This is a genomic window from Pseudomonas resinovorans NBRC 106553 (assembly GCF_000412695.1).
GTDB classification, from domain to species: Bacteria; Pseudomonadota; Gammaproteobacteria; order Pseudomonadales; family Pseudomonadaceae; genus Metapseudomonas; species Metapseudomonas resinovorans_A.
Genome location: NC_021499.1, coordinates 1,777,162 through 1,790,010 on the forward strand (window position 1 = coordinate 1,777,162; position 12,849 = coordinate 1,790,010).

General features: G+C 68.0%; 10 protein-coding genes. 9 read left to right on the forward strand and 1 reads right to left on the reverse strand.

Annotated elements, in window-relative coordinates; all coding sequences use genetic code 11:
* Positions 1–14: 14 nt before the first annotated feature.
* Both PCA10_RS08235 and PCA10_RS08240 read left to right on the forward strand, forming a co-directional pair.
* Positions 15–653, forward strand: a complete 639-nt coding sequence (locus tag PCA10_RS08235; RefSeq protein WP_016491597.1) for an FMN-dependent NADH-azoreductase — start codon at positions 15–17, stop codon at positions 651–653.
* A 10-nt stretch (positions 654–663) separates the two neighbouring features.
* Positions 664–969 (forward strand): DMT family transporter, encoded by a 306-nt coding sequence (locus PCA10_RS08240; RefSeq protein WP_016491598.1) that lies wholly within the window; start codon positions 664–666, stop codon positions 967–969.
* 234 nt (positions 970–1,203) lie between these two features.
* Here PCA10_RS08240 and PCA10_RS08245 read toward each other — a convergent pair whose 3' ends face one another.
* The gene (locus tag PCA10_RS08245) at positions 1,204–4,311 is read right to left on the reverse strand and encodes a transglycosylase domain-containing protein (protein ID WP_081663922.1); all 3,108 of its coding nucleotides are present in this window, start codon (positions 4,309–4,311) and stop codon (positions 1,204–1,206) included.
* A 96-nt stretch (positions 4,312–4,407) separates the two neighbouring features.
* On the opposite strand from PCA10_RS08245, the gene PCA10_RS08250 reads away from it, so the two are divergent.
* The 7 genes from PCA10_RS08250 to PCA10_RS08280 all read left to right on the forward strand — a co-directional run bounded on the left by PCA10_RS08250 (position 4,408) and on the right by PCA10_RS08280 (position 12,814).
* Complete coding sequence (locus PCA10_RS08250; protein ID WP_016491600.1) at positions 4,408–5,088, forward strand: class I SAM-dependent methyltransferase; 681 nt, start codon at positions 4,408–4,410, stop codon at positions 5,086–5,088.
* A 247-nt stretch (positions 5,089–5,335) separates the two neighbouring features.
* Positions 5,336–6,736: an amino acid permease gene (locus PCA10_RS08255; RefSeq protein ID WP_016491601.1), complete on the forward strand. Its 1,401-nt coding sequence runs from the start codon at positions 5,336–5,338 to the stop codon at positions 6,734–6,736.
* A 117-nt stretch (positions 6,737–6,853) separates the two neighbouring features.
* The gene (locus PCA10_RS08260) at positions 6,854–7,261 is read left to right on the forward strand and encodes a VOC family protein (RefSeq protein ID WP_016491602.1); all 408 of its coding nucleotides are present in this window, start codon (positions 6,854–6,856) and stop codon (positions 7,259–7,261) included.
* 78 nt (positions 7,262–7,339) lie between these two features.
* Entirely contained in the window at positions 7,340–8,161 is an 822-nt protein-coding gene (locus PCA10_RS08265) for an aldo/keto reductase (RefSeq protein ID WP_016491603.1), read from the forward strand.
* 467 nt (positions 8,162–8,628) lie between these two features.
* Entirely contained in the window at positions 8,629–9,405 is a 777-nt protein-coding gene (locus tag PCA10_RS08270; protein ID WP_016491604.1) for an efflux RND transporter periplasmic adaptor subunit, read from the forward strand.
* A complete protein-coding gene (locus PCA10_RS08275; RefSeq protein WP_016491605.1) occupies positions 9,402–10,721 on the forward strand; it encodes an efflux RND transporter periplasmic adaptor subunit in 1,320 nt (439 codons plus the stop codon). Before PCA10_RS08270 ends, PCA10_RS08275 begins: the two co-directional genes overlap by 4 nt.
* The gene (locus PCA10_RS08280; protein WP_197539871.1) at positions 10,718–12,814 is read left to right on the forward strand and encodes an efflux RND transporter periplasmic adaptor subunit; all 2,097 of its coding nucleotides are present in this window, start codon (positions 10,718–10,720) and stop codon (positions 12,812–12,814) included. The genes PCA10_RS08275 and PCA10_RS08280 overlap by 4 nt, the downstream gene beginning before the upstream one ends.
* Positions 12,815–12,849 lie beyond the last annotated feature (35 nt).

The following is a 12,849-nucleotide window of genomic DNA, read 5'->3' on the forward strand; positions in this document are numbered from 1 at the left end:
TCAAGGAGGTAGAGATGAGCACGATTCTTTCCATTCAAGGCAGTCCGCGCGGCGAGCGCTCCCATTCCCGGCGTTTGCAGGAGTCCTTCCTGGCTGCCTGGCAGGCCGGCGCAGGCGACCGCCAGGTGTTGCGTCGCGAAGTGGGTCGGGTGAGTGTTCCGGCTGTCACCGAAGGCTGGATCGCCGCCGCCTTCCACCCCGAGCCGGAGGCCCGTAGCGAGGTGATGAAAGCCGACCTGGCCACGAGCGACCTGCTGGTGAACGAACTGTTCGCCGCCGACCGCCTGGTGATTTCCGCCCCCATGTACAACTTCGGCGTACCCAGCGGGGTCAAGGCCTGGGTCGACCAGATCGTACGTATCGGCCGCACCTTCGACTTCGACCCGAACAAGCAGGGCAACCCCTATACGCCCCTGGTGCGGGGGCGCAAGGCGCTGATCATCACCACCCGTGGCGACCACGGCTACGGCCCCGGCGGCGCCAACGCCCACATGAACCACGCCGACGCCTACCTGCGCACGGTACTGGGCTATATCGGCATCACTGACGTGACGGTGGTGGCGGTGGAGAACGACGAGTTCGGCGGCGACGCCTTCGAGCGGTCCTACCAGCGTGCGGAGCGCACCCTGGCGGATCTCGCGGAAAGCTTCTGAGGAGGCGGCCATGGCCTGGATATTCCTGCTGGTGGCGGCGTTCTTCGAGGTGCTGTTCGCCATGGGCATGAAGTACGCCGAGGGCTTCACCCGGCCCTGGCCCAGCCTGCTGGTGGTGGTGGCCGCGGTGGCCGGGATCTGGTTCCTGACCCTGTCCATGCGCGTGCTGCCGGTGAGCATCGCCTACCCCATCTGGACCGCCATCGGCACCCTGGGCACGGTACTCCTGGGCTTCCTGCTGCTTGGGGAAGCGCTGACGCCGAGCAAGCTGGTGTCGGTGGGGCTGATCATCGTCGGGGTGGCGGGGTTGAGGTAGCGCGGTTCGGTGTGGGGGCGAGTTCATTCGCCAGCAACGTAGGATGGGTTGAGCGTAGCGATACCCATGCTGGTCGCTGGAGCCGATGGGTATCGCTGCGCTCAAGCGGAACGCCGCCCGCCACATCCTACGAACTGCATCTTGATAGCTGGGTAGCCAATCGTCATACGCAGAGCCGATGACTCATGATCGCGCCGTTAGAGCGTGGTTTCCCAAGTTCAGATGAATTCGCTCCTACCGCCGGCTCACCTGTACCGCAGGGGCCAGTTCCTGGCACTGGGTGTTCATGCCGGGGGTGAGGTAGGGCTGGAGGATCGGCGCCATGCCCTTGAGCACCTGCACCGGCAGCGCCGAGGTGAAGGTGAACTTGTCGGCCTGGCTGCCTTCGACGAAGGCGGTGAGGGTGCCGAAGTGGCGCGGGCCCAGGTAGAAGACGAAGGTGGCGGTGCGGTTCATCGCCTTGGAGCTCTTCACCGCGCCCCAGCGGGTCACCGTCTGGATGCGGTTGTCGCCGGTGCCGGTCTTGCCGCCCAGCACCAGGGGCTGGCCGTCGGGCAGGGTGAAGCTGCCCTGCAGGCGCCGCGCGGTGCCGCCCTCGACCACCTTGGAGAGGGCGTCGCGCAGGGTCGCGGCCACCTCCGAGGTCATCGCCCGCTTGCCTTCCTCGGCGTCGTGCCCCACCAGGGTCTCGTAGGGGGTGTCGGCGGCGAAGTGCAGTTGGTCGATGCGCAGGGTGGACTGGCGCACGCCGTCGTTGAGGATGATCCCCATCAGTTCGGCCAGGGCCGCCGGGCGGTCGCCGGAGCTGCCGAGGGCGGTGGCCAGCGACGGCACCAGGTGGTCGAAGGGGTAGCCCAGGGACTTCCAGTGCTCGTGGATATCGAGGAAGGCTTCCACCTCGAGCATGATGCGGATGCGCTTGTCGCGGGCGTACTTGCGCTTGGACTTGAACAGCCAGCCATAGACTTCGCGACGCTGGTCGCCGCTGGCTTCCACCGCCTCGCGGAAGGTCGCCTGGGGGTGCGCCTGCAGGTAGCCGAGCAGCCAGAGTTCCAGCGGGTGCACGCGGGCCACGTAGCCCTGGTCGTTGAGGTCGAAGGCGCCGGGTCCGTAGCGGGTGTAGAGGTCTTCCAGGCGCTTGTCGGTGAGCGCCGGGTTGGCCTTGGGCACCCGTTCACGCATGAAGGCGCTGAAGGTGGCGAGGTCGGCCTGGGGTTGCAGGTAGCGGTGGATGGCCGCCATGCGCGCCCCCCAGGGGTTGAGGCCATCGAGGAAGGTGGTCAGGCGCTGGTCGGCGTCCTTGCCCTGGTACTTGTTCCAGAAGCGGCGCAGGTAGGTCTGGCTCTCGCGGGAGACGAACAGGTCGAGGTAGCCCTGGCGGCGCGGGTCCTTGTCGTCCGAGAGCAACTGCATCTTGCCGCCGTCGGGGCGGTACATGTCGTGGCGCACCACATCGCGCAGCAGTCGCACGAAGGGCAGGTTGATGGACTCGCGCAGGGCGTCGCGCAAGCTCGGCCGGCGGCCGTTGTCTTCCTTGCGGAAGTTGTTGAAGGTGTGCAGCCCGCCGCCGGTGAAGAAGCTTTCGTAGGGGCTGGCGGAGTAGGTGCGGTCCATGGCGGCCTGGAGCATCGCGCCGAGGTCGTGGTTCTTGTTCTGGATCAGGTAGTCCAGGGCCCAGCGGCTGATGAAGTCGATCGGGTCCACCTCCACCTTGCGCAGCTCGGCCGGGGTCTTGCCGGCGTAGCGCTGGTGCAGGGTGGCGACGTTCTCCAGGTAGGTGGCCAGGACCCGCAGCTTGGCGGTGGAGCCCAGTTCCAGCTTGCTGCCTTCGTTGATGTCGAAGGGCTGGTCGGTGTTGTCGGTCTGCACCCGCACACGGTTGCCCGACGGCGTGCGCTCGAACAGGGTGAAGCTGTAGCGCACTTCGCGGGTCTTCTCCGGCGACAGCAGGCGTTCGCCGTAGAGCCCCACCTGCTCGGCGAAGGCCGGGTCGGCGAGGTGCCGCAGGTAGTCGGTGACGGCGTTCTGCAGCTCGCTCTGCAGGGTGCTGCTGGCGGTGAGGTCGAGGCGGTCGAGGTCGTACAGCGGCATCTTCAGCATGCTCGACAGTCGTCCACGGGCCACGCTGATGCCCTTGTTGGCTTCCACCGCCTGGATCGCCGGCTCTTCTACCCAGTTGCGGAAGCGCAGCTTGGCGCCAAGGGCTGCGTCGCGCAGCGGCTGGTCCATGATCCCGGCACCGGCCAGCACGCGGATATGGCTGTCGGTGAGGGTGTTGAGTTCCTCATGGGCGTTGGACAGGTAATAGGAAGGGCGCCGCTGGGCGATGAACAGCGACAGCACCTGGCGCATGGCCAGGCCGCGTTCGGCGAGGTCTGCGTCCTTGTCCGCGAGGATCCGGTTGACCCGATTGAAGTCGGCGCCGTACCAGACCCGCAGGCCATCGGCGATGCCATGCACCTCGCCGTGCCCGGGCGCCGCCGACAGCGGCACGCTGTTCAGGTAGTCCATGACGATGCGTTCGCGCGCGACCAGGGTTTCCGGGCCGCCCTGGTAGGCCCGCACGCTGGCTGAGACCATCTGGCGGATCTTCTCGGATGCCGACGCGGTGCGACCGAAGGGCGAGTGGCGGTACTTCTCCAGCTGGGTCGCCAGGGTGCTGCCGCCGGCGGATTGGCCGTCCAGGTCGATGGCCTTGCCCATCTGGGTCAGAGCCGCCTTGGAGAAGCGCGGCCAGTCCACCGCCGGGTTGGCCAGGGGCTCGGCCGGGTCCAGCAGCTTGCGGTTCTCGATGAACAGCAGGCTGTTCACCAGCAGCGGCGGGATGCTGGCGAAATCGGGATAACGCTGCTGCGGGTAGCTGAACTGATAGAAGGGGCGGCCACGGCAGTCGCAGATGCTGATGCCGGCCTGGACCTTCTCCCGGTAGGGCGGGAACAGCCCGTGCTCGGTGTAGCTGATCAACGCCGCGGAAAATCGGGATTGCTGCTGGATCTCGTAGCCGCGTTTCTCCAGGCGCTCGAGCATCTGCGGCAGGAAGGCATAGCCCAGGCGCCGGTCGAAGGGACCGTCCCCGGGGTAGCGGATGGCCTTGCTCGGGCCATCACCCAGCTCGTAGTTGAGGGTGGCGGCGTAGCGGCTGAGCTCGCGGGCTTGCAGGCGCGAGGTCTGCATTTCGTGGGTGGCGGCGACGCCGACGATGCCGGCGGTCAGCAGGAACACGCCCCAGAACAGGAGGCGGTGTTTGCGGCGGGGCTTTTTCGGCGGGACGCCGGGGTCATCGAGATGACCTTGGGGTACCTCTTGTTTCCTTGATTCGTCGGATTGCCATATTGCGCCCATAGTCCACCGGCCTGGCCTGTCACCGCTCTTGCTTGCAATCTTAGTAGGTCACTGGCTGGCTGCATGGCGGAGTGGCGGCAAAATGGGAGCGAATCCATGACAGGCGACAATCGGAAGCAACTCGGCCACAGCTGGCATGCCAACGCCTTAGCTTGGACACGCGCCGTGCGGGAAAGTCGCATCGAAAGCAGGCAATTGGCCACTGACCGGGCCATCGTCGAGGCCGTCCTGGCTCGTCGCCCCGCACGGGTACTGGACCTGGGCTGCGGCGAGGGTTGGCTGAGCCGGGCCCTGGTCGAGCGAGGCCTGCAGGTGCTCGGCGTTGACGCTTCGGCGCCCCTGGTGGCAGCGGCGCAACAGGCCGGCGGCGAGTTTCGTTGCCTGGATTACCAGGCCTTGCAGGCGGACCCTGGCCGGCTCGGTCGCTTCGACGCCGTGGTGTGCAACTTCGCCCTGTTCGAGGAAGACCTGGAGCCGCTGCTGCTGGCCCTGCGCCAGCTGCTGGGCGACGACGGCCGGTTGCTGATCCAGACCGTCCACCCCTGGCAGGCTCGGGGCCAGGACGGCTACCGGGACGGCTGGCGCCGCGAGGACTTCAGCGCCTTCGGCGGCGAGTTCCCCGAGCCCATGCCCTGGTACTTCCGCACCCTGGAGTCCTGGTGCGCGCTGTTGCGGCGCTGCGGCTACCGCATCGACGCCCTGGGCGAACCGGCCCATCCGCACACGGGCGAGCCGCTGTCGCTGCTGCTGGAGGCGATCCCCATCAACCTGGCCTGATGGGGATCGCGTTGCGCGGCGGAACGCCGTCCGACCCATCCTGTTGGTACTTTTGTGCACCAAAAGTAGGCATGACGTTGCCTCGTCTTTGTGCAAGACTCGCCGCCGATCTCGGACGCGTGCGCGCCCGCCAGGCTGTTCCGCCCCACAAGGACGGGCCTTCCAGGCGGCCAAGGGTCGTTACCTCGACCCGGCTTTTCGGCTACGCGGCTGACTCCTCGACAACTACAAGATGAGGTACCACCCCATGTCCGTTGCTGATCACCAGCCACAACATGAAGCGCTGCACCGCGATCTCGGTGAGCGTCATATCCGCCTGATGGCCCTGGGCGCCTGTATCGGCGTCGGCCTGTTCCTCGGTTCGGCCAAGGCCATCCAGATGGCCGGCCCGGCCATCATGCTGTCCTACATCATCGGCGGCCTGGCCATCCTGGTGATCATGCGCGCCCTCGGCGAGATGGCCGTGCACAACCCCGTGGCCGGCTCGTTCAGCCGCTACGCCCAGGATTACCTCGGCCCGCTGGCGGGCTTCCTCACCGGCTGGAACTACTGGTTCCTCTGGTTGGTGACCTGCGTGGCGGAAATCACCGCCGTGGCTATCTATATGGGTATCTGGTTCCCCGAGATACCGCGCTGGATCTGGGCCCTGGCGGCGCTGGTGAGCATGGGCGGGATCAACCTGATCGCCGTGCGCGCCTTCGGCGAGTTCGAATTCTGGTTCGCCCTGATCAAGATCGTCACCATCATCGCCATGGTGGTGGCCGGCACCGGCATGATCGTCTTCGGTTTCGGCAATGACGGCATCGCCACCGGCATCGGCAACCTGTGGGAACACGGTGGCTTCATGCCCAATGGCGTGCAGGGCGTGCTGATGTCCCTGCAGATGGTGATGTTCGCCTACCTCGGCGTGGAAATGATCGGCCTCACCGCCGGCGAAGCGAAGAACCCGCAGAAGACCATTCCCCAGGCCATCGGCTCGGTGTTCTGGCGCATCCTGCTGTTCTATGTCGGCGCGCTGTTCGTGATCCTCTCCATCTACCCCTGGAACGAGATCGGCACCCAGGGCAGCCCTTTCGTGATGACCTTCGAGAGCCTCGGCATCAAGACCGCCGCCGGCATCATCAACTTCGTGGTGATCACCGCCGCGCTGTCCTCCTGCAACGGCGGCATCTTCAGCACCGGCCGCATGCTCTACAGCCTGGCCCAGCAGGGGCAGGCGCCGCGCGCCTTCGCCGTCACCTCCAACGGCGTGCCGCGCCGCGCGCTGCTGGTGTCCGGCGCCGCGTTGCTGCTGGGCGTACTGGCCAACTACCTGGTGCCGGAAAAGGTGTTCGTCTGGGTGACCTCCATCGCCACCTTCGGCGCCATCTGGACCTGGGCGATGATCCTGCTGGCGCAGCTGAAATTCCGCCGCAGCCTGAGCCCGGCCGAGCAGGGCGCCCTCAAGTACCGCATGTGGCTGTTCCCGCTGAGCTCCTACCTGGCCATGGCCTTCCTGGTGCTGGTGGTGGGCCTGATGGCGTACTTCCCCGACACCCGCGTCGCCCTTTATGTAGGGCCGGCCTTCCTGGTCCTGCTGGTGCTGCTGTACAAGGCCTTCGACCTGGCGCCCGCCAAGGCCGCGGAGCCGCTGGGCGAAGCCGCCTGAGCCCCTTCCGCGCTTGAACCGTCGGGCCCGCCATGTGCGGGCCCGATGCTTTTTCACGACCGGTGGGCGGCAGCAGCGACTAGGCTGAATCCATCAAACGTTCTGGAGATTCCCGCCATGGCCGGTTCCCCCTGCATACCCTGCCTGCGTTATCGCGACGCGCTCGCCGCCATCACCTGGCTGTGCAACACCTTCGGCTTCGTCGAGCACCTGGTGGTGAGCGAGGCCGACGGCAGCATCGCCCACGCCCAACTGAGCCACGGTAATGGCATGGTGATGCTCGGTTCGGTGCGCGACAACGACTACGGCCGCCTGCTGCGCCAGCCCGACGAAACCGGCGGACTGGGCACCCAGGCCATCTACCTGGTGGTGGCCGAAGTGGATGCCGTGCATGCCCGTGCCCTGGCCGCCGGCGCCAGCATCGTGCTGCCGCTGAAGGATGAGGAGTACGGCGGCCGTGGCTTCACCTGCCGCGACCCGGAAGGCCATCTGTGGAGCATCGGTTCCTACGATCCCTGGGCTTGAGCCGTTCGACCCCTTGTCGGAATATTCGGCGCCAGCTGCCGGCTATCCCGACTGAACGGACTTTCCGAGGAACACGCCATGCATAGCATCACCTTCCCCGACGGCACCCGGGTGCCCGCCATCGGCCAGGGCACCTGGCACATGGGCGAGAACCGCAGCGAGCGCGCGCGTGAAGTCGCCGCCCTGCGCCTGGGGCTGGAACTGGGACTGACACTGATCGACACCGCCGAGATGTACGCCGAAGGCGGCGCCGAGGAGGTGGTGGGCCAGGCCATCGCCGGACTGCGCGAGCAGGTGTTCCTGGTCAGCAAGGTCTATCCCTGGAACGCCAGCCGCACGGGCACCGCCCTGGCTTGCGAGCGCAGCCTCAAGCGCCTTGGTACCGACCATATCGACCTCTATCTGCTGCACTGGCGCGGCGAACACCCGCTGGAGGAAACCGTGGAAGCCTTCGAGCGCCTGCGCGAGCAGGGCAAGATCGCCCGCTGGGGCGTCTCCAACCTCGACCTCGACGACCTCCATGAGCTGCCCGCCGGCTGCGCCGCCAACCAGGTGCTCTACAACCCCGAGGCGCGGGGTATCGAGTTCGACCTGCTGCCCTTCCAGCAGCAACAGGGCATGCCGATGATGGCCTATTGCCCGGTGGGGCAGGGTGGCAAGCTGCTGCGCAACGCGGCGCTGCAAGAGGTCGCCAGCCGCCATCAGGCCAGCCCCGCCCAGGTGGCCCTTGCCTGGGCCCTGCGCCAGGACGGCGTGCTGGTTATCCCCAAGGCGGTCGATCCGCTGCACCTGAAGCAGAACGCCGATGCCCACGGGCTGCGGCTCAGCGCCGACGACCTGGCGCTGATCGACCACGGCTTCCCGCCGCCACGGCGCAAGCGGCCATTGCAGATGGTTTGAGGGAGGCGACGGTCGTAGGAGCGAATTCATTCGCGAAACGGGCGGGCATGAAACCCGCCTGATACCACCCTCACCCCAACCCTCTCCCAGTGGGAGAGGGCCCAGTCCGTAGCCCGGATGGAATCCGGGGGGAATCCCGCCACCGCTCCCGGATTTCATCCGGGCTACGACTAGTCGCGCAGGCCAACGCGTACGTGTATCCCTGTAGGAGCGAATTCATTCGCGAAACGGGCCGGCACGGAACCCGGCTGATACCACCCTCTCCCAGTGGGAGAGGGTGCAGTCCGTAGCCCGGATGGAATCCGGGGAGAATCCCGCCGCCGCTCCCGGATTTCATCCGGGCTACGAGTTGCCAGCCTGTTGCCGCCGTATTGGAGGTAGATAGCAAGATAATTCCTTGGCCCAGATTCCTATTATCTGACAGCTCTCTTAGACTCTCGCCCCATTCTTTCCAGGGAAAGGTTGTCATGAATCGCACGCTGTATCCGCTGCTGGGCTTGCTGGGAATGGTCGCCACCGCCTGGGCGGAGGAGCCACCGAAAGACCCCCTGCTCGATGTTCCCGCCGCCAGCGCCGCGTCCGGTGGCGAAGCCCGTGGCGTGCTGCGTGCGCGCAACCAGGCGGTGCTCGCCAGTGAACTGCCGGGGCGCATCGTTGAAATGCCCTACGCCGAAGGTCAGGCCTTCAAGAAGGGCGAGGTGCTGGTGCGCTTCGACTGCAGCGCCTACCAGGCCCAGCTCAACGCCGCAAATTCCGCCGTGCGCGCCGCCCGCGAGGAGCTGAAGAACAAGCAGCAACTGGCCGCCCTCAATTCCGTGGGGCGCTTCGAAGTGGCCCTGGCGGAGGCGCGCCAGGCCCAGTCCCAGGCCGAAGCGCAGGTCTACCAGGTGCAGGTGCAGCGTTGCCAGGTCAAGGCGCCCTTCGACGGCCAGGTGGTCGCGCGCAAGGTGCAACCCCACGAGAGCGTGGCCAGTGGCGCCCCGCTGCTGGAAGTGGTGGACAACCGCACCCTGGAGATCCACCTGCTGGTGCCGTCGAGCTGGTTGAGCCGGCTCAAGCCCGAACAGGGCTTCAGCTTCGTTCCCGATGAAACCGGCCAGCCGCTGCAAGCGGTGGTCAAGCGCCTTGGCGCGCGCATCGACGAAGGCAGCCAGACCTTGCTGCTGATCGGCGGCCTGCCGGCCGACGCCCCCGGCCTGCTGGCCGGCATGAGTGGCACCGCGCACTTCCCGGAAACGCCATGAGCGCGGCCCTGCCAAACGCCGCCGAGCGCGTCTTCGCGCTTTTCCTCGGCCTGGAGAAACAGGCCCGCCAGGCCGCCAGCACCGAGCAACTGGCGTTCGCCATGGTCAACGATGGCCAGGCGCTGTTCGGTTTCCGCCATGCCGCGTTGCTGGTCGCCGGCAAGGTGCGGGCGCTCACCGGGATCAGCCAGGTGGAGCCCAACGCGCCGTTCGTCGCCTTCGTCGAGCGTGCCACCGCGCAACTGCTCGGCCAAGGCCTGCTCGACCAACCCCATGCCGTGGATGCCGCGCTGCAGGACGAACAGGCCCGCGCCGACTGGCAGGCGCTGTCCGCCGCCGAGGCGTTCTGGCTGCCGCTGAAGGATCGCCAGGGCGAGGTCTTCGGCGGCCTCTGGCTGGCCCGCGAACAACCCTTCAACGGCGCCGAGCAAGCCCTGCTGGCCCAGCTCGGCGACAGCTACGCCCACGCCTGGCTCGCGTTGCAGCCGCGCAAGCCCTGGCGCCTGCGCTGGCCGAAGAAAAAGCTCCTGGCCATCGCAGGCAGCCTCTGCCTCCTGCTCCTGGTGCCGGTGCGCCAATCGGTGCTGGCCCCGGCGGAAGTGGTGCCCCAGGGCGGTCGGGTGGTGGCCGCGCCGCTGGACGGCGTGGTCGCCGAGTTTCTCGTCAAACCCAACCAGACCGTCGCCGCCGGTGACCTGCTGGTGCGCTTCGACGCCACCAGCCTGAAGGCCCAGGCCGACGTCGCCGAGCGCGCCCTGGGCGTCGCCGAGGCGGAGCTCAAGGCCAATACCCAGCGGGCGTTCAGCGATGCCGAATCGAGCTCGCGGATCGACCTGCTGGCCGCGCGGGTGGAGCAGAAACGCGCCGAACGCGACTACGCCCGGCAGTTGCTGGCGCGCAGCGAAGTGCGCGCCGAGCGCGCCGGTATCGCGGTGTTCGCCGATGCCGAGCGCCTCACCGGCAAGCCGGTACAGACCGGCGAGCGACTGATGCAGATCGCCGACCCGACCCAGGCCGAGCTGCGCATCGAATTGCCGGTGGGCGACGCCATCGCCCTGCAACCCGGCGCGGAGGTGGCGCTGTTCCTCGACAGCGATCCCCTCAACCGCCATGACGCGCGCCTCGAACGGGCCGCCTACGAGGCCCAGGCCACCGCCGCCGGGCAACTGGCCTATCGCCTCGACGCCGCCTTCAACGAGGCGCCGCCGCGCATCGGCCTGCGGGGCACCGCCAAGCTGTTCGGCGACCGCGCGCCGCTGGCCTATTACCTGTTGCGTCGGCCCCTGGCCGCGGCACGCCAGAGCCTGGGCTTCTGATGCTGCCCGCCCTGCGCCCCGACCTGCAGTTGTCGCCGGCCGCCCCCGGGCTGGACGGCGCTCCACAATGGACCCTGGCCGACCCCCTGCGCGGGCGCTACTTCAAGCTCGGCGCCGCCGCCGTGCGCCTGCTGCGCCACTGGGCCCTGGGCGATCCGCAGCGGGTGCTGGAGGCCGCCAACGCCGAACCGGGCCTGCCGCTCGGCAAGTCCGAGCTGGAGGAGTTGCTGCGTTTCCTGCGGGGCTACGACCTGATCGCCGCCCTGGATGAGGAGCAGCGCGCCAGCTATGGCCCGAAGGCCGGCGCCCAGCGCCAGAGCCTGTGGAACCGGGTGCTGCACCAGTACCTGTTCTTCCGCATTCCGCTGTGGCGGCCGGACGCCTTCCTCAATCGCGCCTGGCCGGTGCTGGAACGCCACGGTCCCTGGCTGCTGCGCTGGGGCCTGCCGCTGGTGTTCGCCCTCGGCCTGTTCCTGGTGGCGCGGGACTGGCAGCGCTTCATCGCCACCTTCCCGCACCTGTTCAGCCTCGGCGGCGCCCTGGCCTTCGGCATCGCCCTGACCTTCGCCAAGCTCTGTCACGAGTTCGGCCACGCCTTCATGGCCAAACGCGCCGGTTGCCGGGTGCAGAGCATGGGCCTGGCCTTCATGGTGCTGCTGCCGATGTTCTACACCGACGTCAGCGACGCCTGGCGGGTGCGTGACCGGCGCTCGCGGTTGCTGATCGGCGCCGGCGGCGTGCTCGCGGAATTGGTGCTGGCAGTGCTCGCGCTGCTGGCCTGGTCGCTGCTGCCGGACGGCCCGGCGCGCACCTCGGCCTTCATGCTGGCCAGCGCCACCTGGATCACCACGGTGATCATCAACCTCAATCCTTTCATGCGCTTCGACGGTTACTTCCTCATCAGCGACCTCTGGGGTGTGGATAACCTCCAGACGCGCGCCTTCGCCCTCTGCCGCTGGCGCCTGCGCGAGGCGCTGTTCGGCTACGGCGAGCCGGCCCCCGAGCCCTGGTCGCCGGAAATGCGCCGGCGCCTGCTGGTCTGGGGCTACGGCTCCTGGCTGTGGCGGGCGGTGCTGTTCTTCGGCATCGCCCTGGCGGTCTACCACCTGTTCTTCAAGGTGCTGGGCATCTTCCTGATGCTGGTGGAACTGGTCTGGTTCATCGGCCTGCCGGTCTGGCGCGAGCTGGGCGAGTGGTGGCAGCGCCGCGAGCAGAGCGAGCCGCGCAAGGTGCTGCTCACCGGTGCCGGACTGCTGGTGGTCCTGGTCCTGCTGGTCCTGCCCTGGCGCAGTTCGGTGGAAGTGCCGGCGCTGCTGGAAGCCTCCCGCGCCACCGCCCTGCATGCGCCCGTGGCGGCGCGGCTCAAGGCGTTGCAGGTGACCGACGGCCAGATGGTGGAGCAGGGCGCCTTGTTGCTGGAGCTGGAATCCCCCGACCTGGATTCGCGACAGACCATCGTCCGCCGCGAGATCGAGATTCTCCAGCTGCAGCTGCGCCGCCAGGCCGGGCGCAGCGAGACCGCCGCCGACGCGGGCATCCTCGAACAACGCCTGGCCGAGGCGGTGGCCGAATACCGTGGCCTCGCCGCCCAGCGCGAACGCCTGCAATTGCGCGCACCCCAGGCCGGCGTGGTGCGCGACCTGTTGCCGGACCTCAGCGTGGGCCGCTGGCTCAACCCCGGCGAAACCCTGGCGCGGGTGGTGGAACCGGGCCTGCGCCTGCGCGGCTACCTCGCCGAGGACGAGCTGTGGCGCGTCCAACCCGGCACCGAGGGGCATTTCATCGCCGACGACCCGGCGCGCCCGGCCCTGCCGGTGCGCCTGGACGAAGTGGACGCCACCGGCGTGCCCTACCTCGAACTGGAAGCCCTCAGTTCCGATCACCACGGCCCCATCGCCGTGCGCCGCGATGCCCAGAACCGCGCCGAGCCGGTGCGGGCCCAGTACGGCGCGCGCCTGAGCCTGCTGGATGCCTCCATCGAACCGGCCCAGCCCCTGCGCGGGGTGGTGGTGCTGGATGGCCAGGGGCAATCGCTGCTGGGGGCAGCCTGGCGACGGTTGGCGGCCCTTGGCGTCCGGGAGAGTGGTTTCTGACCCGCGAGCGGGTCACTGCGCTGGGATGCGCCTCT